The organism is Nocardia sp. CA-119907 (genome assembly GCF_050955995.1).
Taxonomy (GTDB): Bacteria; Actinomycetota; Actinomycetes; order Mycobacteriales; family Mycobacteriaceae; genus Nocardia.
Window position 1 is genome coordinate 593,413 of the sequence record NZ_CP192091.1, and the last position, 19,532, is coordinate 612,944.

At 67.5% G+C, this 19,532-nt stretch carries 21 protein-coding genes; 11 read left to right on the forward strand and 10 right to left on the reverse strand.

The genetic code is table 11. The annotated features are described in order from the left end of the window. Positions 1-9 precede the first annotated feature (9 nt). Entirely contained in the window at positions 10-912 is a 903-nt protein-coding gene (locus ACQP2D_RS02750) for an ABC transporter ATP-binding protein (protein WP_433682150.1), read from the reverse strand. A 282-nt stretch (positions 913-1,194) separates the two neighbouring features. Here ACQP2D_RS02750 and ACQP2D_RS02755 point away from each other — a divergent pair, with 282 nt between their 5' ends. Together ACQP2D_RS02755 and ACQP2D_RS02760 are read left to right on the forward strand one after the other, a co-directional pair. Next, entirely contained in the window at positions 1,195-2,514 is a 1,320-nt protein-coding gene (locus tag ACQP2D_RS02755; protein WP_433682151.1) for a sensor histidine kinase, read from the forward strand. After that, a complete protein-coding gene (locus tag ACQP2D_RS02760; protein WP_433682152.1) occupies positions 2,511-3,185 on the forward strand; it encodes a response regulator transcription factor in 675 nt (224 codons plus the stop codon). The genes ACQP2D_RS02755 and ACQP2D_RS02760 overlap by 4 nt, the downstream gene beginning before the upstream one ends. Before the next feature lie 13 nt (positions 3,186-3,198). Here the strand turns inward: ACQP2D_RS02760 and ACQP2D_RS02765 are convergent, their stop codons facing one another. From ACQP2D_RS02765 to mhuD, 4 genes are all read right to left on the reverse strand, one after another. Then, positions 3,199-3,666 (reverse strand): hypothetical protein, encoded by a 468-nt coding sequence (locus ACQP2D_RS02765; RefSeq protein ID WP_433682153.1) that lies wholly within the window; start codon positions 3,664-3,666, stop codon positions 3,199-3,201. Between the two features lie 36 nt (positions 3,667-3,702). Further along, complete coding sequence (locus tag ACQP2D_RS02770) at positions 3,703-4,491, reverse strand: CbtA family protein (RefSeq protein WP_433682154.1); 789 nt, start codon at positions 4,489-4,491, stop codon at positions 3,703-3,705. Beyond that, on the reverse strand, positions 4,482-4,676 hold the full coding sequence (locus tag ACQP2D_RS02775) for a CbtB domain-containing protein (protein WP_040686176.1): 195 nt from the start codon (positions 4,674-4,676) through the stop codon (positions 4,482-4,484). The genes ACQP2D_RS02770 and ACQP2D_RS02775 overlap by 10 nt, the downstream gene beginning before the upstream one ends. A 249-nt stretch (positions 4,677-4,925) precedes the next feature. After that, on the reverse strand, positions 4,926-5,240 hold the full coding sequence (gene mhuD / locus ACQP2D_RS02780) for a mycobilin-forming heme oxygenase MhuD (RefSeq protein ID WP_397293899.1): 315 nt from the start codon (positions 5,238-5,240) through the stop codon (positions 4,926-4,928). A gap of 423 nt (positions 5,241-5,663) precedes the next feature. Here mhuD and ACQP2D_RS02785 point away from each other — a divergent pair, with 423 nt between their 5' ends. Continuing rightward, positions 5,664-6,410, forward strand: coding sequence for an alpha/beta fold hydrolase (locus ACQP2D_RS02785; RefSeq protein WP_433682155.1), 747 nt, complete (start codon positions 5,664-5,666; stop codon positions 6,408-6,410). A 365-nt stretch (positions 6,411-6,775) separates the two neighbouring features. Here ACQP2D_RS02785 and ACQP2D_RS02790 read toward each other — a convergent pair whose 3' ends face one another. Continuing rightward, positions 6,776-7,666 carry an A/G-specific adenine glycosylase gene (locus ACQP2D_RS02790; RefSeq protein WP_433685507.1) on the reverse strand — a complete coding sequence of 297 codons (891 nt, stop codon included), beginning with the start codon at positions 7,664-7,666 and terminating at the stop codon, positions 6,776-6,778. Positions 7,667-7,822: 156 nt separating this feature from the next. On the opposite strand from ACQP2D_RS02790, the gene ACQP2D_RS02795 reads away from it, so the two are divergent. Further along, positions 7,823-8,446: a carbonic anhydrase gene (locus ACQP2D_RS02795; RefSeq protein WP_433682156.1), complete on the forward strand. Its 624-nt coding sequence runs from the start codon at positions 7,823-7,825 to the stop codon at positions 8,444-8,446. Positions 8,447-8,566: 120 nt separating this feature from the next. Continuing rightward, complete coding sequence (locus ACQP2D_RS02800) at positions 8,567-9,244, forward strand: hypothetical protein (protein ID WP_433682157.1); 678 nt, start codon at positions 8,567-8,569, stop codon at positions 9,242-9,244. A 116-nt stretch (positions 9,245-9,360) separates the two neighbouring features. Here the strand turns inward: ACQP2D_RS02800 and radA are convergent, their stop codons facing one another. After that, on the reverse strand, positions 9,361-10,767 hold the full coding sequence (gene radA / locus ACQP2D_RS02805; protein WP_433682158.1) for a DNA repair protein RadA: 1,407 nt from the start codon (positions 10,765-10,767) through the stop codon (positions 9,361-9,363). A 120-nt stretch (positions 10,768-10,887) separates the two neighbouring features. After that, a complete protein-coding gene (locus ACQP2D_RS02810) occupies positions 10,888-11,613 on the reverse strand; it encodes a hypothetical protein (RefSeq protein WP_433682159.1) in 726 nt (241 codons plus the stop codon). A 992-nt stretch (positions 11,614-12,605) separates the two neighbouring features. Here ACQP2D_RS02810 and carD point away from each other — a divergent pair. The 6 genes from carD (at position 12,606) to ACQP2D_RS02840 (ending at position 17,241) form a co-directional block, all read left to right on the forward strand. After that, positions 12,606-13,094 carry an RNA polymerase-binding transcription factor CarD gene (gene carD / locus ACQP2D_RS02815; RefSeq protein WP_354959943.1) on the forward strand — a complete coding sequence of 163 codons (489 nt, stop codon included), beginning with the start codon at positions 12,606-12,608 and terminating at the stop codon, positions 13,092-13,094. A 2-nt stretch (positions 13,095-13,096) separates the two neighbouring features. Further along, complete coding sequence (gene ispD, locus ACQP2D_RS02820) at positions 13,097-13,801, forward strand: 2-C-methyl-D-erythritol 4-phosphate cytidylyltransferase (RefSeq protein ID WP_433682160.1); 705 nt, start codon at positions 13,097-13,099, stop codon at positions 13,799-13,801. Between the two features lie 82 nt (positions 13,802-13,883). Next, complete coding sequence (gene ispF, locus ACQP2D_RS02825) at positions 13,884-14,351, forward strand: 2-C-methyl-D-erythritol 2,4-cyclodiphosphate synthase (RefSeq protein ID WP_354959966.1); 468 nt, start codon at positions 13,884-13,886, stop codon at positions 14,349-14,351. 64 nt (positions 14,352-14,415) lie between these two features. Continuing rightward, positions 14,416-15,843 carry a cysteine--tRNA ligase gene (gene cysS / locus ACQP2D_RS02830; RefSeq protein WP_433682161.1) on the forward strand — a complete coding sequence of 476 codons (1,428 nt, stop codon included), beginning with the start codon at positions 14,416-14,418 and terminating at the stop codon, positions 15,841-15,843. Next, entirely contained in the window at positions 15,843-16,826 is a 984-nt protein-coding gene (gene rlmB / locus ACQP2D_RS02835) for a 23S rRNA (guanosine(2251)-2'-O)-methyltransferase RlmB (protein WP_433682162.1), read from the forward strand. The genes cysS and rlmB overlap by 1 nt, the downstream gene beginning before the upstream one ends. Positions 16,827-16,962: 136 nt before the next feature. Beyond that, on the forward strand, positions 16,963-17,241 hold the full coding sequence (locus tag ACQP2D_RS02840) for a DUF4190 domain-containing protein (RefSeq protein WP_433682163.1): 279 nt from the start codon (positions 16,963-16,965) through the stop codon (positions 17,239-17,241). Between the two features lie 12 nt (positions 17,242-17,253). Here the strand turns inward: ACQP2D_RS02840 and ACQP2D_RS02845 are convergent, their stop codons facing one another. Further along, complete coding sequence (locus tag ACQP2D_RS02845; protein ID WP_433682164.1) at positions 17,254-18,063, reverse strand: enoyl-CoA hydratase/isomerase family protein; 810 nt, start codon at positions 18,061-18,063, stop codon at positions 17,254-17,256. Between the two features lie 45 nt (positions 18,064-18,108). Further along, positions 18,109-19,278 carry an acyl-CoA dehydrogenase family protein gene (locus ACQP2D_RS02850; protein WP_433682165.1) on the reverse strand — a complete coding sequence of 390 codons (1,170 nt, stop codon included), beginning with the start codon at positions 19,276-19,278 and terminating at the stop codon, positions 18,109-18,111. Positions 19,279-19,532: the final 254 nt, after the last annotated feature.

Here is a 19,532-nt window from a genome sequence, read left to right on the forward strand (position 1 = left end):
CCTGTCCGTTCATTTCACCGGCTCCCATTGGGTCATTTCGAAGAACACTTCCTCCAGGGACTTTTCATCGGTCCGCAGCTCCAGCAGATCCGCACCCGATTCGACGACCGCGCGAGCGACCGCCGGGGCGGCGGCCGCACCGGCCTCGATCCGAATACCACCCGCGGTCAACAACGCCGAGCGTTCACCGACCACCCGGCGCACCGCGGGGAATGCCACCTCCAGTGGTTCGGCTCGCAGCAAAAGGGAAGAGGCGCCGCGTAATTCGGCGACGGTCGACTCGGTGAGCAGCTTGCCGCCGGAGATCACCCCGACGCGATCGCAGATCTCCTGTACCTCGCTCAACATATGGCTGGACAGCAGCACCGTATGCCCGTCGCCGGCGAGAGTGGTGATGAGTTCGCGCATTTCGGCCATGCCCTGCGGGTCGAGGCCATTGGTCGGCTCATCCAGGATCAGCAGATCGGGCCCGCCGAGCAGGGCCGCGCCGACGCCGAGACGCTGCTTCATACCGAGGGAGTAGGTGCGGAATTTATCGTCGGCACGGGTGGCGAGACCGACGCGCTCCAGTGACTCCGCCACGTCGGCACCGTCGAGGCCGCGGTAGTTCGCGAGCACCCGCAGGTTATCGCGGCCGGTGAGGTAGGGATAGAAGCCGGGACCCTCGATGAGGACGCCGATCCGACGGACCACCGCCGGATCGCCGGGCGTGTGTCCGAGCACGCTGGCGGTACCGGCGCTGGGGCGGATCAAGCCGACCAACATGCGCAGCGTGGTCGTTTTACCGGCTCCATTCGGACCGAGGAAGCCGTAGATCTCGCCGGGTGCGACAGTCATATGCACGCCGTCGACGGCGGTGTGGGTGCCGTAGCGTTTGGTCAACCCCGCGGTGACCACGATGGAATCTGTCATGCACCGAGAATCCGCCTCCGACCAGGGCCGACGCATCCGTCGCGCGGCGACGTTCGACATACGTACCGCGGCCTACGGATCACCGTGACAGCGGACGCGACGACTGATTCGTGCGCACCTGGGTAGCTCGTCGCCGAACGCCCACAAACCGGCTGTCACCTCGATCGTCGGCGTGCGACGCGACGGTGGGGGCATCGACGGCCGGCAAAATATTCGGGGCGGCGGGGGAGCATACGTAGCGCGGCGGACGTCTCGGCGGCGTCGGGCTAATAGGCTGCAAGTGTGACAGCGCCAGGGGAATCGAAACGCGGTCCGGTCGTGCAGGACTGGGTCCTCGCGCTCGTCGTCGCGGTGATCCAGCTCGGTGGGGGCCGCAATGCCAACCTGCGTCAGACCGGAGTGCACACGATCGACGCACTCGGCTACGTGCTGTTGCTCGTCGGGCCGGTCGCATTGCTGCTGCGGCGGTCGTATCCGCTGCCGGTGCTGCTCGTGACGATCGCGTCCTGCGCGGTGTACCTCTTGCGCGGCTACGGCTACGGCCCGATCTTCGTTTCGCTGGTGATCGCGTTCATCTCCGCCGCGATCGTCGGATCACGCTGGTGGACATATCCGCTCGTCCCGATCGGCTATCTCGCGCTGGTCTGGCCGCTGCCCGCGATCGTCGGACATCCCGCGAATCCGTGGCTGGCATTCGGGATGATCGCCTGGCTCGGTGTGCTCGTCGCGATCGCGGAGGGGATTCGTCAGCGTCAGGCGGTGCTGGTGGCGCGCAGGCAGCGCGCTGAGGCGGCGCGCCGCGATGCGGAGGCGCAGCGCGAACGGCGGGCCAGTGAGGAGCGCCTTGCCATCGCGCGTGAGCTGCACGATGTACTGGCACACAGCCTTTCGCTGATCAATGTGCAGTCCTCGGTGGCGCTCGAGCTGTTCGACAAGAAGCCGCAGCAGGCCCGATCGGCGCTGGCGGCGATCAAGACGGCGAGTAAGGACGCACTGGCCGAGGTGCATACCCTCTTGCACTCGATCCGCAATGGCACTTCGACGCCGGATGCGCAGGACGTGCGCGAATCCGGTGCCGAACGCGTGCCCGAATCCGCGCCTGGACACCGCGATTCCGAACGGGCCCAGGACAATTCGGTTGATCGCGATAACGGTGTCGCCGAAGTCAGGCCGCCCGCCCCGCGCAGCCCCGCGCCCAGCATCGAGGATCTGGACGCGCTGCTGCAGCGCGCCCGCGCCGCCGGTCTCACCGTCGACACCCGCATTATCGGCACCGCCCACAAACTGCCGAGTGTCGTCGATGTGGCAGCGGCGCGCATCATCCAGGAATCGCTGACCAATGTGGTCCGGCACGCGCCGGGCGCCCCGGCCGCGGTGACCGTGCGCTACGCCGCCGATTCGGTCGAGATCACCATCGACAATGCCCGCGCCACCGCGCCACAATCGAAGTCCGGAACAGGCGGGGGCAATGGGATTCTCGGCATGCGCGAGCGCGCACACGCCCTCGGCGGCCAGCTCATCGCGGGACCGCGGCCGAGCGGCGGGTTCCGGGTGGTGGCCCGGCTGCCGTCGCAGGTGGGGGCTCGGGAGGAGGCGCAGTGAACAAGACGGATGCGCTCCGGGTATTGGTCGCCGACGATCAGGCCCTGGTGCGCGGCGGATTCGTCGCGCTGCTCGAGGCGCAGGACGGCATCGAGGTGGTCGGCGAGGCCGATAACGGCGAACAGGCCGTCCGGATGACCCGCAGCCTGACCCCCGATGTGGTCCTGATGGATATCCGCATGCCGGTTCTGGACGGCCTCGCCGCCACCCGCATGATCGCCGAGGATCCGAAGCTCGCCGGGGTGAAGGTCGTCGTACTGACCACCTTCGAACTCGACGAGTACGTCTTCGAGGCAATGCGCGCCGGGGCGACCGGTTTCCTGGTCAAGCACACCGAACCCGCCGACCTGGTCCGCGCTGTCCGGGTGGTGGCCGCCGGTGACGCCCTGCTCTCACCGGGCGTGACCCGCCGCCTCATCGCCGAATTCTCCGCCCATGCCAAACAACCCCCGCCGGCCGCCTTCACCGAACTCACCGAACGCGAACGTGAGGTCATGGTCCTGGTCGCCGAGGGGCTTACCAATGCCGAAATCGGCGAACGACTGTTCATGAGTCCCGCCACCGCCCGCACCCATGTCAGTCGCATTCTGATGAAGCTGGACGCCCGAGACCGCACCCAATTGGTGGTCATGGCCTACGAATCCGGCCTGGTCCGCCCCGGCTGGCACTGACCCCGGCCGCGGTTCAGGAGTGGAAGTAGCGGCGGGCACTCGGCCGGTACATCGCGGGGATGGCCACCAGGACGGCCAGGATGTGCCCGGTGCGGAAGATTCCGGTGATCACCGCGGCGGCGGTGAGGTTATCGAAAAGGTCGCCGATTTCCCTGGCGGATAAGGTGGCCGCCAGCGGCTCGATGATCAGCGAGGCCGTGCCGATCACACCGATGCCGAAGGTGAGCACGATCCTGGCCCAGCGTGCGCCGTGCGCCATGTGGACGGCAACCCCGAGCACCACCAGATAAATGGCACCGCGAACGGCCAGACCTGCTGTGAGAGAACCGATATCGGCGTCCGGTCGGTCCAATTGCACGGCGGTGTAGGTAATGGCCTCGCCGACACCGCACAACAATGCGGTGACGAGCCCGGTGAATGCCACGGAAACCGAGCGCGGTGCGGCGGTGCGTGGCCGTACGGAAAAGGCAGTGCCGGTCATGACACCGACACTGCCCATCGCAATGCGAATTCCGGATCAGCCTGCGGTAGTGATCGGCTCTCGTACCGGAGTGCTACCGCGCGTGGCGAATTCGGTGAGTGCCGCGAAACCGAGGCCGAGGCAGGCCCACAGCGTGGCCGTTTCGCCGAGCGAGGCCGCACGGAACTGCCACAGCAGCGCGGCCGGGAAATCTTCGGTCACCTCATTGATGCCGGGCAGCAGAATGTAGCCGAGCACGACGACCAAGGCGAAGGCCCCGACCCCCGCGATCAGCCGGACCGTATCGAGTTGCGTGGCAAGCAGTTTGTAGACGTACACCCCGATGCCGACCGCGGCCAACCCGAGCAGCACCGCCGCCGACCACAGCAGGGTCCGCTGGTTGATGGTGTCCGGATCACCGACAGCGGGTGGATTGGCCGGGTATTTGAAGAACGGCACCGCCACGATAGCGGCCCAACCGGCGAGTGCCAGCCCGAGCGCGAGCTTCGGCCCCGACAGCGTGGAGTACCTGCGCGCGAAATACGCGACCGAACCGAATATGGCCCCGAGTGCGAGCCCGGCAAGTCCGAGCGCCAAGAATTGGCCCGCCTTCTGTCCGGACCGGCTGACCAGCGGCTCTTCCTCGTCACCGTGGGTATGCCCCGCCGGTTCCTGAGCGTGGTCGGCGGCCTTCTCCTTGGCGGTATTGGCCTCTTCGATGGCAATGGCCGCCTCGATTTTGGGCTCGCCGACGAAATAGCCCACTGTCGCGGCCAGCAGACCGGCGATGAGACCGGCCAGCAGGCCACGGAGCAGCAGGGTCTTGAGCGATCCGATCAATGGCACGGCACACCGAGCAGGTGACGTCCATCGTGCATCAGCTCGTGCAAGTACATCCCGCTGCGCGAGATGACCCCCTGGTCGAAGCCGACCAAGTACAGGGTGAGCAGTGCGAGTAGAACGACGCCCACTGCGATGAGCAGCGTGCCGAGTGAATCGGTTGCCCGACTCGGTGAATGCGCGATAGCCATTCGAGTCCTCCTAGGGATGCGCGTCCCGTGAGTTGGTCGATGCGAAGGTGCCGGTGTCTGGCTTTCCGGCACCAAGGACTCGGTGCAAGAACACAGTGGCGCGACCGCTTCGGAATCTCACCGAATTACCGCGTCACCCTCGCGTTTGTCATTCAAACTGTCGCATCTGGCCGCATCCGCCGTCAACACAACCACGACTTGCCCACCACGCGGTGGGGCGAGTCGCGTGCCGGTGTTGGCCAGCGGATTTCAGGATGCGGGTTTAGCCGCGACGTCCAGGACGACCTCGAACTCGAGCAGCGATGCGCCCGTCGAAACCGGCTTCTGCCGCTCGCCCGCATGCGCCTCCCGCGCGGGTCCATCGCGCCATGCCGCGAACGACTCCTCCGAATCCCACTGGGTGACAACGAAGTACCGGTTCTCCCCGGCCACCGGCCGCAGCAACTGGAAACCGAGGAATCCGGGCGAGCCCTCGACCGCGTGCGCGCGATGGGCGAACCGCTTCTCCAACTCGGGGCCGGCGCCCTCCGGAACCTCGATCGCATTGATCTTCACAACAGCCATGGCTCCGACGATACGTCTGCCCCATTCGGCCACCCCGCAGCGCATGCGCTGGCGAGTCGACTGCGCGACTCTGCCACTCGGAAGCGAGTGACCCCGTTCGCGCCGCCTCGCGTCCCCGAAGGAGCGGCCATCGAACTCAGCCGAGCCATCGAAGCGCGTGCGGCGCAGACACTGGGCTCGGCTGCTGGGCAGGCATACATGCAGCGTCGAACTGCCCGCCTTCAGGTGCCTCCCACGGAGCGAGTCTTACCAGCGATCCCGTTCGCGGCCCGCCTTGCGTCCGAGTCATCGAAGCGCGTGCGACGAAGTCGCGAGGCTCGACGGCTCAAACGCAAGACGCTGGGGCCGCGTACAGGTCGCGTCCGCGCGGCCGAAACCAGAGCCCGCGAACACGCGGCACCGCAGGCGCTGCAAAATGACACCGTGTTGTACGACGAAGGCGGGGCGGGGGTGCCGATCCTGCTGCTGCACGGACTGATGGGCAGCGCCCGCACCTGGCGCGATCAGCTGGACTGGCTGCGGACCCACGGCCATGTCTACACCTTCGACGCCGCGGGGCACGGCCGTCCCGCGCCCGCCGAGCTGAGCACCGAGGCCTTCATCGACGACCTCGCCGCGGCGACCGCCGAGATCTGCGAACCCATGGTGGTGATCGGGCATTCGATGGGCGGGCTGCACGGCTGGGTGTTCGCGGCGCAGTATCCGGAACGGGTGCGCGCACTCGTCGTCGAGGACATCGCCCCCGATTTCCGCGGCCGCACCGCCGAGAACTGGGCGGCCATGATCGAAGCCTGGCCGCAGCCGTTCCCGGACGAGCGCGCGGTCCTGGACTACTTCGGCCCGGTCGCGGGACGGTACTTTCTCAAATCCTTCGAACGCGGTCCGGACGGCTACCGCCTGCACGGCTCGGTCTCGACCTTCCGCGATATCTCCGAAGAGTGGGGCACACGCGACTTCTGGGCCCAGTGGCGCGCGGTCAAAGCCCCGGTCCTGCTGATCGAAGGCGAATTCACCATCACCCCCGAGGGCCAGATGGGAGAGATGGCCGCCGTCCATCCCGACGCCGTCTACGTTCGCGTCCCGAACTCCGGCCATCTGGTCCACGACGACCAACCCGAGCGCTACCGCGCCGAAGTCGAGCAGTTCCTCCGCAAAGTCCTCGCCTCCTAGTCACGCCAGCCCAACCCTGGACGTGCGGATCCGGCGAAGCGGGAGGGGGTTCGGGCCGATCCGGTAGGCAGCGACTTCGGCGATTGTGTCGCCGTGGTTGCAGGAGGGCTGGTTGTCGTTGAGTTCAGGTGCGGGGGGTCGCTCTCGCCCGCGAGGCGGATCCGGCGGCGCCGGACGGGGTCCGGGCCGATCCGGTAGGCAGCGACTTCGGCGATTGTGTCGCCGTGGTTGTAGGAGGGCTGGCTGTCCGATGAGTCCAGGTCGCCCCCGCCCGAGAGGCGGATCCGGCAGCCCCGGACGATTCGGTAGGCAGCGACTTCGGCAATAGTTTGGCGGTGGTCGCAGGAGCGTTGGTGCCGATGAGGTCAGGCGCGGGTGGGGTCGCCCTCGCCCGCGAGAGCGAACAGACCATCGGCGGTTTGCTCGATCAGGCCGTCTACCAGCAGTGAGTCCAGGGCGCGGTCGCGTTGGCCCGGATCGCGAGTCCAGGCCAGGTCCAGGCGAATTCGCTCGACCGGCCCGGTGGCGTCGCGTAGTACGTCGAGCAGGCGTCCGCGCGCCTGGCGATCGGTGCCCTCGTATTTCTGCGTCTTGCGAACCACCTCGGATACCGGCCTGCCCGCGGCGACCCACGCGCACTGCGGCAGCGGACAACGCGCGCAGTCGGGCGTGCGGGCCGTGCACACCGTGGCGCCCAGTTCCATCAGCGCGGCGGAAAACATTGCGGCATGGTCGATTCGGTGCGGCAGCAATGCCTCGGTTTCGGGCAGATCGCGCGCGGACGGATTACCGGCCTCGGCCCGCCCGTGCACCGCGCGCGCAACCACCCGTCGAACATTGGTGTCCACCAACGGAACTCGCTGCCCATAGGCAAAGCAGGCCACCGCCCGCGCGGTATACGCGCCGATGCCGGGCAGACCGAGCAGCACCTCGACATCGGTCGGCACCTCGTCGCCGTGCACCTCTGCGAGCACCTTGGCACATTCGTGCAGCCGCAGCGCGCGGCGCGGATAGCCGAGCTTGCCCCAGGCGCGCAGCACCTCGGCCTGTGACGAGGCCGCCATCGCGGAGGGGACCGGCCAGCGCGCCACCCACTCCCGCCAGATCGGCTCGACCCGTACCACCGGCGTCTGCTGCAGCATGATCTCGCTCATCAGAATCTGCCAGGCGGTGACGTCCGCACGCCGCCATGGCAGATCCCGCGCGGTCGCCCGATACCAATCCAGCAACGAGTCGGCATCCACCCGGTTGGCCACCGCCGTGATCTTGGACTTCCTGCCTGCACGCCTGTGCGCTGCGCCGCCCTCCAGCACTGCCCTCACCGTTCCTATTGTCCTGCGGCCAGTCGATATTTGCCGATCCGTAACGCACCGAACTCGCTGGTAACCACTGTCATGTGCACAATGGTCGGTATGCCGGATTCCAACCCGATCAGTGCCTGGAAATCCCTTCGCGAGGGTAATGAGCGCTTCGTGAACGGCAACCTGCTGCATCCTAGTCAGGGCGCGGCCGACCGGGCCAAGCTCGTCAGCGGCCAGCACCCACACGCCATTCTGTTCGGCTGCGGTGACTCCCGCGTCGCCGCCGAACTGATCTTCGACCAGGGCCTCGGCGATATGTTCGTCGTGCGCACCGCGGGCCACGTGGTGGACAGCTCGGTGCTCGGATCGATCGAGTACGGGGTGCAGGTGCTGAATGTGCCGCTCATCGTGGTGCTCGGACACGACAGCTGCGGCGCCGTGAAGGCCACCATCGACGCGCTGGACGGCGGCGAGGTGCCCGGCGGATTCATCCGCAGCGTGGTCGAGCGGGTCACGCCGTCGATTCTGGTCGGGCGCCGGGAGGGGCTGTCCACCGTCGACGAGATGGAGGCCAGGCATGTGGTGGAGACCAGCCGCCTGCTCATGCAGCGGTCGATGATCATTTCGCAGCGGGTGGCCACGGGTGAGTGCGCAATCGCCTGTGTCACATACAAACTGGCCGAGGGGCAGGTGAAGTTGCAGCGGGTCATCGGCAATATCGGCGAGATGGCCTGACGCGGCCGATCGAGGCGGTCCAGCGTGCGAGCGGAATTTACCTGCCGCGCTCGGGTTTTCCGATCCGACACGCCGGGGTCCTGAGTCGCTGCACCGGATCGTGCCCTTACCGTTGACTCCGTGCTGGAACCGAATGGACCGCTGCCTCCGGAGATCTATTGGCGACGCCGTGCGTTCGCCATCGGCATCCTGGTCGTGGCGCTCGCACTGGTCATCTGGTTGGTCCTGGCGGTCACGCGCGGCGGCGATTCGCCCGGCACGACAAAGGCGGCCGCGACGAGCACGTCCGCGGCGACGAATAAGCCAGCGGGCGCGTCCTCGACGCCGCCGCCGACCACGGGCGAGTCCAGCGCGAAGCCCTCCGGCAGTACCACCGCCGCCCCGGCCAGCAGTCCGGTCGCCGCGGGCGCCTGCCCGGATCAGTCGCTCGCGGTGAAGGTGACCGTCGAACAGCCGACCTACAAGACCGGGGAGACCCCGGTCTTCGGCATCGTCATCACCAATATCTCGTCCTCGTCCTGCTCCCGCGATGTCGGCTCGGGCCTGCAACAGGTCTCGGTGACCACTCTCGACGGCCAGCGCCGCCTCTGGTCGAGCACCGACTGCTACCCCGACGGCGCCCCCGATGTCCGCACCCTGAACCGCGGCGAACAGGCCGCCTTCATGGTCACCTGGTCCGGCTCCACCTCCCAACCCAACTGCGCCGGCGACCGCGTCCAAGTCCCCCCCGGCGCCTACACCGTAATCGCCCAACTCGGCTCCCTACGCAGCGCCGCCGAACCCTTCAACATCGCCTAACCCCCACCCCAGCGCGCTGTCGCATATCCAGCGGTTATCGCGCACAGCGTATGGGTTGTGCGTGATAGCCACTGGTTGTGCGTGATCAATTGGTTTGTGCGACAGCCGTTATCGGCTCAGAAGTCGGGGGCGGTTTCGGCGGGTGGGGTGCGTGACTTGCGGAGACCGGCGAGGCGGATGGCGGATTTGACGTCGGTTACCTCGTGCACCTTCATGCCGTTCTTCGTCCGGGCCAGGCCCGGCGGTACCAGGGCGGTGGTGAAGCCGAGCCGTTCGGCCTCGGCCAGTCTGCGCTCCAGTCCGGTGACCCGCCGCACCTCGCCCGCCAAGCCGACCTCGCCGAGGATGACCCAGCCGACGGGCAGTGCCTGATCCCGTTCGGCACTGGCGATGGCAAGGGCGACCGCCAGATCCGCGGCGGGCTCGAGCAGCCGCATACCACCCACCGTCGCGGCATACACATCGTGTTTGCCGAGGAATACCCGGCCGCGGCTCTGCAATACGGCCAGCACCATCGCGACACGGTTGTAGTCGAGCCCGCTCACCGCCCGCCGTGGGTTCGGGATCTCGGTGTGCACGGTGAGCCCCTGCACCTCGGCCACCAGCGGCCGCTTACCGTCCATTGCCACCGTGACGGCCGTGCCCGGCACCGAATCGGTGCGGTGGTGCAGGAACAGGCCGGACGGATCGGTGACGCAGGAGATCCCGTCGTCGTGCAGTTCGAAACAGCCGACCTCATCGGAACTGCCGAAGCGGTTCTTGATGCCGCGCACCATGCGCAGCGTGGAGTTCTTATCGCCCTCGAACTGCAGCACCACATCCACCAGATGCTCCAGCGTGCGCGGGCCGGCGACATTGCCGTCCTTGGTGACATGGCCCACCAGCAGCACCGCGATACCGCTCGCCTTGGCCAGTGAGGTGAGTGCGGCGGCCACCGCGCGCACCTGGGTGACGCCGCCGATGGTGCCGTCCACCTCGGGGACCAGCATCGTCTGCACCGAATCGACGACGAGCAGCGTCGGACGCACCTGCTCGACATGGCCGAGCACGACCGACAGATCCGATTCGGCTGCCAGATAGACCCTCTCGTGCACCGCATTGGTCCGGTCGGCCCGCAGCCGGACCTGTCCCGCCGATTCCTCCGCGGTGACATACAGCGACTTCTCATCGCGCTGGGTGGCCCACCGGTGCGCGACCTCCAATAGCAGCGTCGACTTGCCGACCCCCGGCTCACCGGAGAGCAGCACGACCGATCCCGGCACGATGCCCCCGCCGAGCACCCGGTCCAGTTCCTCGACGCCGGTCGGCCTGGCCTTGGTGACCTTCGAATCGATATGCGAAATGGGCGCGGCAGCGGTGCTCGGCAACATCGCCCGCCGCCCGACCGGCGATGCCGCGGTCGCCGCCGCGCCGGCTACCTCGTCGACGGTGCCCCAGGCGCCGCAATCCGGGCATTTGCCCACCCACTTGGCGACCTCGTGTCGGCAGGCGGAGCATCGGAAGATCGACTTGGTCTTGGCCACAGGCGCACCTTACGTACCGCATCCGACAAGCGGGCTCGACAGTGACAAGTGGGCTCGACAGATACGAAAACGGCTGCCGCGCGATGGCGCGACAGCCGTACGTGGGGATCGGTCAGCGGATCAGTGTCCGCCCTTGTGCTCGCCCTCGGTCGCGGCGGCCTGGCCCTCGTGCCGTTCGGCCAGCGGCCCGGCGTCGACCGGGACCTGGACCGTCACGGTGCCGTTCTGCTTGAAGTTGAAGGTCACCGGGTAGGTCAGGCCGGGGGTGATATCCCTGGTCAGACCGGTGATCTCGATCAGACCGGGCTTCTTCTCCGCGTCGGCGGTGGCCTTATCACCGGCCGGACCGGCGCCGTGCTGATCGCCCTTGGCGGTGGTGGACGGCGTCGCGGTGGTGGACGGTGTCGCACCGTGCTCGTCGGACTTGGCCGCGGTGCCCGGCGCGGACGAGGCCGCGACGACGGTCTGCTGTGGCGCGATCCGGAATGCCGGATCACCCGCGGGTGGGGTGATCTTCACCGTGCCGAGGTCGGTGTTGATGCTGGTCAGCTCGTCGGTGACGGTCTCGCCGTTATTGATGATCGACAGCGCGATGATCGCCTTGCCGCCCTTGGTGTTGGTGTACTCGCTGCCCGCGGCCGGGAAGACGATGTGCACATTGCGCAGCGAGATCCGGTCGATGTCGGCGTGGTTGCCGTTGACCGCGGCGACCTGGGTCGCGGTCTGCGAGATCTGGCCTGCACCGCAGCCGGACAGCACGAGCGCCGCTCCGGCGGCGAGCGCGGCAACCGAAACCATGCGACGTCGCGCCCCTGTCGAGGCGGTCACAGCTTTCAGGGCAGTCACGGGTTGTCCCTCCATGTCGACCGGGCTCACTCCGCTAGGGAGAGTAATAACTAGGCAGCGTAGTAGTAGCCTCCGTCGAGCGGACGTCCGGGCTGTGTTGGATTTGCCGCGCCTGCGGCGCGGCGTGTTCGCGGCCCCCTTTTGTCTCGCGTCCGAGCCGTCGAGACTCGCGCCTGCGGCGCATGCGCTTCGACGACTCGGACGCGAGACGGGCCGCGAACGTCGCTCGTAAGACTCGCTCCGTGGTGGTCACCTCGAGCGGGTAGTTCGGCGCCGGAGGTGCGCCGTCCAGCGGCTGAGGCTCATGCCTGCGGTGTATGTACTTCGACGGCTCGGACGCGAGACGGGCCGCGAACCTCGCTCGTAAGACTCGCTCCGTGGTGGTCACCTCGAGCGGGTAGTTCGGCGCCGGAGGTGCGCCGCCCAATGGCTGAGACTCGTGTGCATGCGGGTGATGCGCTTCGACGGGCTCGGACGCGAGACGGGCCGCGAACGGTCGCTCGTATGACTCACTCCGTGGTCGCCTAGGGCGGGTAGTTCGGTGTCGGAGGTGCGCCGCCTAGGGGCGGGGGCGCTTGCTGCGGCGCATGCGCTTCGGCGGCTCGGGTGAGTTCGATGGCCGCGTCTGCACGCGGCTGACTCGGTGGCCGCGCTTCGCGACCGAGAACGGGTCGCTCGTAAGACCCACTCCACGGTGTCCTGAGACCCACTCCGGGTGGTCGTGGCTTCGCGGTCGGGACACTCCGGGGCATCGCATCCGTTGGGTAACGGTTTTGGGCGGCGCGCCGAGTTGCCATGGTGCTGCTGGACGTATCGATCGGCTCGTGTGGTAAGCGTGCCGGTCGATAACCCGTTCTGGCACAACACAATGCACACCGCACCGGTTCTGTCAACCCCAGCGCTCGCCTCGTTGTGGCCCTGACCTGCACAGTTGATCGCGCCGTTACCGAGTCGCATGTTAAACTGTGAACATCGAAAGGGGCACGGGACACATGATTTTTAAGGTCGGAGACACCGTCGTTTACCCCCACCACGGAGCGGCGCTGATCGAAGCAATCGAGACTCGCACCATCAAGGGTGAGCAAAAAGAGTATCTGGTCCTGAAGGTCGCCCAAGGTGACCTCACTGTTCGCGTTCCCGCAGAGAACGCCGAATATGTCGGCGTGCGGGACGTCGTCGGCCAGGAGGGTCTCGACCGAGTCTTCCAAGTGCTGCGTGCGCCGCACACCGAAGAACCGACTAACTGGTCTCGCCGCTACAAGGCCAACCTGGAGAAGCTCGCCTCCGGCGATGTGAACAAGGTGGCCGAGGTCGTTCGCGACCTGTGGCGTCGGGAGCAGGACCGCGGACTGTCCGCGGGTGAGAAGCGGATGCTGGCCAAGGCCCGTCAGATCCTCGTCGGCGAGCTCGCGCTAGCCGAGGGAACCGATGACGGCAAGGCCGAGTCGCTCCTCGATGAGGTTCTCGCCGCGGCCTCCTGACCGTGAACGTTTCTAACAGCGACGGTTCCGTCGTTGCGTTGGTGCCTGCCGCAGGTCGTGGCGTTCGCCTGGGTGAATCGACACCCAAAGCGTTCGTCGCGGTCGGCGGCACACCTATGGTCCGGCTGGCCGTCGACGGCCTGATCGCCTCCGGGGCGGTCGACCGGATCATCGTGATCGTCCCCGCCGAACTCGTCGAGAGCGCCGTTGCCCTGCTGCCGCCCTCGGAGTCGGTGCGTGTGGTCATCGGCGGCGCCGAGCGCACCGATTCGGTGCGTTCGGGTATCGCCGCTGCCCCCGATGCCGCCTATTTCCTGGTGCACGACGCCGCCCGCGCATTGACCCCACCCGAGCTGATCGCCCGGGTGGTCGCCGAACTGCGCGCCGTTGCCACCGCCGTCGTGCCCGCATTGCCCGTGGTCGACACCATCAAATCGGTCGACGCGCACGGCGGTGTCACCGGCACTCCCGATCGAGCGAGCCTGCGCGCCATTCAGACGCCGCAGGGTTTCGCCGCCGAATTGCTGCGCGCGGCCTACGCCGATGAGACGCTGCGGGCCACCGACGATGCCGGACTCGTCGAACTGCTCGGCACCCAGGTGCACACCATTCCCGGCGACCCCATGGCTTTCAAGATCACCACCCGCCTCGACCTCCTGCTGGCCAATGCGGTGCTCGACGGCGCACGGACGGTGGGCCGGTCATGAGTGAGCGCAGCGAGCGAACACTCAACACAGCCATAGGCATGGTCATGCCGGAGCCGAGCGCTGGCGAGGTGGAGGCATGACCATGCGCGTGGGCATCGGCAGCGATGTCCATCCCATCGAAGCGGGCAGGCCGTGCTGGATGGCGGGCCTGCTCTTCGACGGCGACGACGGCTGCGCCGGACATTCCGACGGCGATGTCGCCGCGCACGCGCTCTGCGATGCGCTGCTCTCCGCGGCCGGACTCGGCGATGTCGGCGCGGTCTTCGGCACCGGGCGCCCGGAATGGGCAGGTGTATCCGGTGCGGCCATGCTGAAGGAAGTGCGTAGGCTCCTTGACGAGGCCGGCTTCGAAATCGTCAATGCCGCGGTCCAGGTAATCGGCAATCGGCCGAAGATCGGACCGCGTCGCGCCGAGGCCCAAGAGGTACTCGGCGGACTGCTCGGCGCCCCGATTTCGGTGTCGGGCACCACTACCGACGGCCTCGGGTTGACCGGCCGCGGCGAGGGTGTGGCCGCGGTGGCTACCGCCCTGCTACAAGCGTGTCGCTGAGCCAGCTCCCGCCGACCCGAGCCGCTCCGTGAACGGCCTTATATACCAGCTAGGATCGACTTCCGTGACTCTGCGCCTTTTTGACACCGACACGCGGACCATGCGCGACTTCGCGCCCCTGGTCCCCGGCCGTGCCTCGGTGTACCTGTGTGGCGCCACCGTTCAGGGTGAACCGCACATCGGCCATGTGCGCAGCGGAGTCGCGTTCGACGTACTGCGGCGCTGGCTGCTCGCGCACGACTACGACGTGTGGTTCATCCGCAATGTCACCGATATCGAGGACAAGATCCTGGCCAAGGCCGCCGAGGCGGGGAGACCCTGGTGGGAGTGGGCGGCCACCTATGAGCGCGCCTTCGACCGGGCCTACCAGACCCTCGGCGTGCTGCCGCCGTCGGCGGAGCCGCGCGCGACCGGCCACATCACCCAGATGGTCGACCTGATGCAGCGGTTGATCGATCGCGGGCACGCTTACGCCTCCGCGGGCAACGTCTACTTCGACGTGGTCAGCTATCCGGAATACGGAAGCCTGTCCGGGCACAAGCTCGATGACGTGCACCAGGGCGAGAGCGCTGGCGAGGGCAAGCGCGATCCGCGCGACTTCACGCTCTGGAAGGCCGCCAAACCGGGTGAGCCGACTTGGCCGTCGCCGTGGGGGCCGGGCCGGCCCGGCTGGCATCTGGAATGCTCGGCGATGGCCGAGTTCTATCTCGGCGCCGAATTCGATATCCATTGCGGTGGAATGGACCTGGTCTTCCCGCACCACGAGAACGAAATCGCTCAGTCCAAGGCGGCCGGTGATGGATTCGCGCGGTATTGGTTGCACAACGGCTGGGTGACCATGGGCGGGGAGAAAATGTCCAAATCCCTGGGCAATGTGCTCTCGGTGCCGAATGTGCTGAAAAAGGTTCGGGCCGTTGAACTTCGGTTCTACCTGGGCAGCGCGCACTACCGGTCCATGCTGGAGTATTCGGACAAGGCGCTCTACGACGCCGCGGCCTCCTACCAGCGGATCGAGGCGTTCATACACCGGGTGGCCGAGCGGGCCGGGGAGATCGCGGTCGGCAAGTGGACCGATGCGTTCGCCGAGGCGATCGACGACGATCTCGCGATTCCGCGGGCGCTGGCCGAGGTGCACCGGGTGGTGCACGAGGGCAATAAGGCGCTGGAGTCGGGCACGATCGATACGGCGGTCGAGTTGGCCGGACAGGTCAGGGCCATGCTGAATATCCTCGGCGTCTGCCCGTTCGACCCGCAGTGGTACACCCCGCAGGACAATTCGGTCGCGCTGGACGCATTGGACGTGCTGGTGCGCGCCGAACTCGATCGCCGCCAGCAGGCGCGTGCAGATAAGGACTGGGCCAGTGCCGATGCGGTGCGGGACCGGTTGCAGGCCGCCGGAATCGAAGTGACCGATACCCCACAGGGGCCGGAATGGTCGCTGGGCGCGGCGCAGCATGCCCCGGGTGCGGTACAGCGTGGAAAGGCGAACTGATGGCAGGCAACTCGCAGCGTCGCGGCGCGATCCGTAAGGGCGGCAGCAAGAAGGGCGCCGTTGTCGGCTCCGGTGGGCAGCGCAGGCGCGGACTCGAGCCGCGCGGCGCGACCCCGCCCGCCGAGGCCAGGACCAAACATCCCGCGGCCAAGCGGGCGGCGGCCAAGGCGAAGGCCGCGGCCCAGGGCCGGCCGGGCCCGCGCGGCGCCGGTGGTGGTCGTCCGGCCGGGCGCAAGAGCGATGACGGTCCGGAGATGGTGCTCGGGCGCAATCCGGTTGTCGAATGTCTGCGTGCCGGTGTACCGGCGACCGCGCTGTACGTCGCGGTCGGCACCGAGAACGACGACCGGCTGACCGAGAGCGTGAAAATGGCCGCCGATGCGGGCATTTCCATTCTCGAGGTGCCGCGCACCGATCTGGACCGGTTGAGCTCCAACGGACTGCATCAGGGTGTGGCATTGCAGGTGCCGCCGTACCGCTATGCCCATCCGGACGATCTTGTTGTGCGGGTACAGGATTCGGCCGAACCCGCCCTGCTGGTCGCGCTGGACAATATCTCCGATCCGCGCAACCTCGGCGCGGTGATCCGCTCGGTGGCCGCCTTCGGTGGCCAGGGTGTGCTGATTCCGCAGCGGCGCAGCGCCAGCGTCACCGCGGTCGCCTGGCGGACCAGCGCGGGTGCCGCGGCCCGGCTGCCGGTCGCCCGTGCGACGAATCTGACTCGCACGCTGAAGGATTGGGCGTCGCAGGGCTTCCAGATCGTCGGCCTCGACGCGGGTGGCGACACCACCCTCGACGATTTCGACGGCAGCATCCCCACCGTGATCGTGGTCGGTTCGGAGGGCAAGGGCCTGTCCCGTCTGGTCCGCGAGACCTGTGACTCCATCCTCAGCATCCCGATGGCCGGTCCGGTCGAATCCCTGAACGCCTCCGTGGCCGCGGGCGTCGTCCTCTCCGAAATCGCCCGCCAGCGCCGCATCTGAGCACACCGCGCACGCCCCTTGATGACGATCGTGTCGGATGGGCGTGCGCTGGCGCGGCCGTAGCCGCTGCCGCGGTTTGCGAATCGGGGGATCGGGTTGGACGGCAAATCGGCTCGCGCCCCGTAGAATTCGACTCGTGGCCATCCCGAACCAGGCTCCTCAGGAGACGATCGAGCATCCGCATGCGACGGCGGTGCTGGCGCTCGGCGCGGCGAGTCTGTTCTGCTGCGGCGCGCTGGGGCCGGTGGCCTGGGCGCTCGGAAGGCGTGCGCTCGACCAGATCGAGCAGTCCCACGGTGGCTACGGCGGCCGCGCTCAGGTGCTGGTCGGTTACGTCCTCGGCATCGTCGGCACGATCTTGATGGTCTGTATGGCGATCATCTTCCTGCTGATCCTGATCGGCGGCCGAGCCTAGATATTCCAGGGATCAATCCAGGCTGGGACGCTCGTGTTCGCTCTCGCTGTCCCAGGCGGGCCATTCCTGGCTGATGCTGCCGGTCCAGTTGGGCTGGCGGCGATCTCGGAAGGCCGCCATCGCCTCGCCGCCGTCGACGCTCTTGGTGACGTGGTTGTTCAGGTCGGTCTCCAACTGTCCGACCATCCCCGGGCTCATGCCCAAGCCTTCCCATAGCAGCCGTTTCGACAGCGCGACCGGCAGCGGCGCGGCACCGTTCGTGATGTCGTGGGCGATGGCCAGTGCCGTCGGCAGCACCTCGCCGCCGGGCAGACAGCCATTGGCCAAGCCCATTGCCTTGGCCTCCTCGCCGTCGAAGGTGCGGCCGGTGAGCATGATGTCGGCGGCATTGGCCATACCGACCAGCCGCGGCAGCGTCCAGTGCGAGTAGCCGTCCGCCAGTACGCCGCGGCGCACCTGATTGAGGCCGTATACCGCGTCGCGCGCCATGTAGCGCAGGTCGCATTGCAGGGCCAGCGCCAGTCCGATGCCGACCGCATGGCCGTTCACCGCCGCGATCACCGGTTTGCGCACCCGCCACGGCGGCGGATCGATGGTGGCGCTGACATCGCCGACCCGGCTGGACAGATCGGCACCCGCGCAGAACGCGGGTGCTGTACCGGTGATGACGACCGCGCGGATCGCATCTTCGGCATCACAGCGCTGCAGCGCCGCACTCAGTTCGGCGGCCATGGCCGGGGTGACGGCATTTTGCTGAGCGGGTCGGTTGAGCGTGAGGACGGCGATGCCCGCGGAGACATCGACGAGCAGTTCCGAACTCATGCCACGCATGTTAATGGAGTTGTCGGCCGCGCGGGCGCTGCAAATTCAGCGCAGCACATGGCGGCCGATCGCGTACTTGTGGACCTCGGTCGGGCCGTCGTAGAGGCGGAAGGCGCGCATATCGCGGAAGATCATTTCGACCACCGTTTCATCGCTGATGCCGATGCCGCCGAGCACCTGAACACAGCGGTCGGTCACCTTGAACAGTTCTTCGGAGACGAACGCCTTCGCGATCGAGCTCTCATGCCTGGCCTTCTCGCCCTGGTCCATGAGCCAGCAGGCGTGCCAGATGGTGAGGCGGCACTGGTGCAGCGCGATCTCGTTATCGGCGAGCATGAACGATACGCCCTCGTGGTCGCCGATCGGCTTGCCGAAGGCGGTGCGGGTCCTGGCGTATTCGACCGCGATGGACTGTGCGCGTTCGGCCGCGCCGAGCCAGCGCATGCAGTGGGTGAGCCGGGCCGGGGCGAGCCGGAGCTGGGCGTAGCGCAGCGCCTGGCCGGTCCCGCCGAGCAGCGCCGACTTGGGCAGCACCAGATTCTCGAAGCGCACGACGCCGTGGCCGCCGACGTAGTTGCGGTCCATGGTGTTCATGGTGCGTTCGATGATGATGCCGGGCTGATCTCCCTCGGTCAGGAACAGCGTCGGGCCCTCGGGCAGATGTGGGTTCGGCGCGACCCGCGCCATGATGATCCAGCTCTTGGCGCCGTCCGCGCCGGTGATGAGCCATTTGCGGCCGTTGATGGTGAAGTTCTCGCCGTCGAAGACGGCCTCGGTGGCCAGCTGATTCGGATCCGAACCCGCGCCGTCCGGTTCGGTCATGGCGAAGACGGTGCGCCGGTGACCGGCGACCGCGGGGGCGAGATGGCGCTCGACCTGCTCCGAATTGGCGATCTTGGAGAGCAGGAACATATTGCCCTCATCCGGTGCGGCGCAGTTCATCGCGACCGGGCCGAGGGTGGACCAGCCCGCTGCCTCGTAGATCACGGCCTGCTCGATATGGCTGAGACCGCGCCCGCCGAGGGCTTCCGGAGCCTGTACGGTCAGCAGCTTCTCGGCGCGCGCCAGCTCGACGAGTTCCTGGCGCAGTTCATCGGTGGGGCCGTGGGAGGTTACGCGCGGGTCGCGCTCGAAGGGGACGATCTTGTCGATGACGAACTGGCGGACCCGGTCGCGTTCGGCGGCGAGTTCGGCGGGAATCGTGAAGTCGATCATTGGTCACCATTCGTTCGATGGGGCGCGTGGGTCGAGCATACGAAACCGGGGGCCTCTGACTGACGGCGGCTGCCCTCAAATCTTGCTTGCGGCGGTAAGGGCCTTTGTGACCTGCGCTGATAGCGGTGTCAGCGCCGCAGCCGATCGTTTGGTCGTCGAGCACGGGGAGCCGCACCGGCCCCCGGACGAACAACCCGATGAGGAGAACCCCCATGATGACCGCCGCCGCCGTCGCCCAGCTGCTGATCGCCCTC

Excerpts from the sequence above, each read along its gene's own strand:
- ACQP2D_RS02750 (WP_433682150.1), bottom strand. The coding sequence starts at position 912 with ATGACAGATTCCATCGTGGTCACCGCGGGGTTGACCAAACGCTACGGC.
- ACQP2D_RS02765 (WP_433682153.1), bottom strand. The coding sequence starts at position 3,666 with ATGACCGGCACTGCCTTTTCCGTACGGCCACGCACCGCCGCACCGCGC.
- ACQP2D_RS02775 (WP_040686176.1), bottom strand. The coding sequence starts at position 4,676 with ATGGCTATCGCGCATTCACCGAGTCGGGCAACCGATTCACTCGGCACG.
- mhuD (WP_397293899.1), bottom strand. The coding sequence starts at position 5,240 with ATGGCTGTTGTGAAGATCAATGCGATCGAGGTTCCGGAGGGCGCCGGC.
- ACQP2D_RS02795 (WP_433682156.1), top strand. The coding sequence starts at position 7,823 with ATGCCGGATTCCAACCCGATCAGTGCCTGGAAATCCCTTCGCGAGGGT.
- carD (WP_354959943.1), top strand. The coding sequence starts at position 12,606 with ATGATTTTTAAGGTCGGAGACACCGTCGTTTACCCCCACCACGGAGCG.
- ispF (WP_354959966.1), top strand. The coding sequence starts at position 13,884 with ATGCGCGTGGGCATCGGCAGCGATGTCCATCCCATCGAAGCGGGCAGG.
- rlmB (WP_433682162.1), top strand. The coding sequence starts at position 15,843 with ATGGCAGGCAACTCGCAGCGTCGCGGCGCGATCCGTAAGGGCGGCAGC.
- ACQP2D_RS02845 (WP_433682164.1), bottom strand. The coding sequence starts at position 18,063 with ATGAGTTCGGAACTGCTCGTCGATGTCTCCGCGGGCATCGCCGTCCTC.
- ACQP2D_RS02850 (WP_433682165.1), bottom strand. The coding sequence starts at position 19,278 with ATGATCGACTTCACGATTCCCGCCGAACTCGCCGCCGAACGCGACCGG.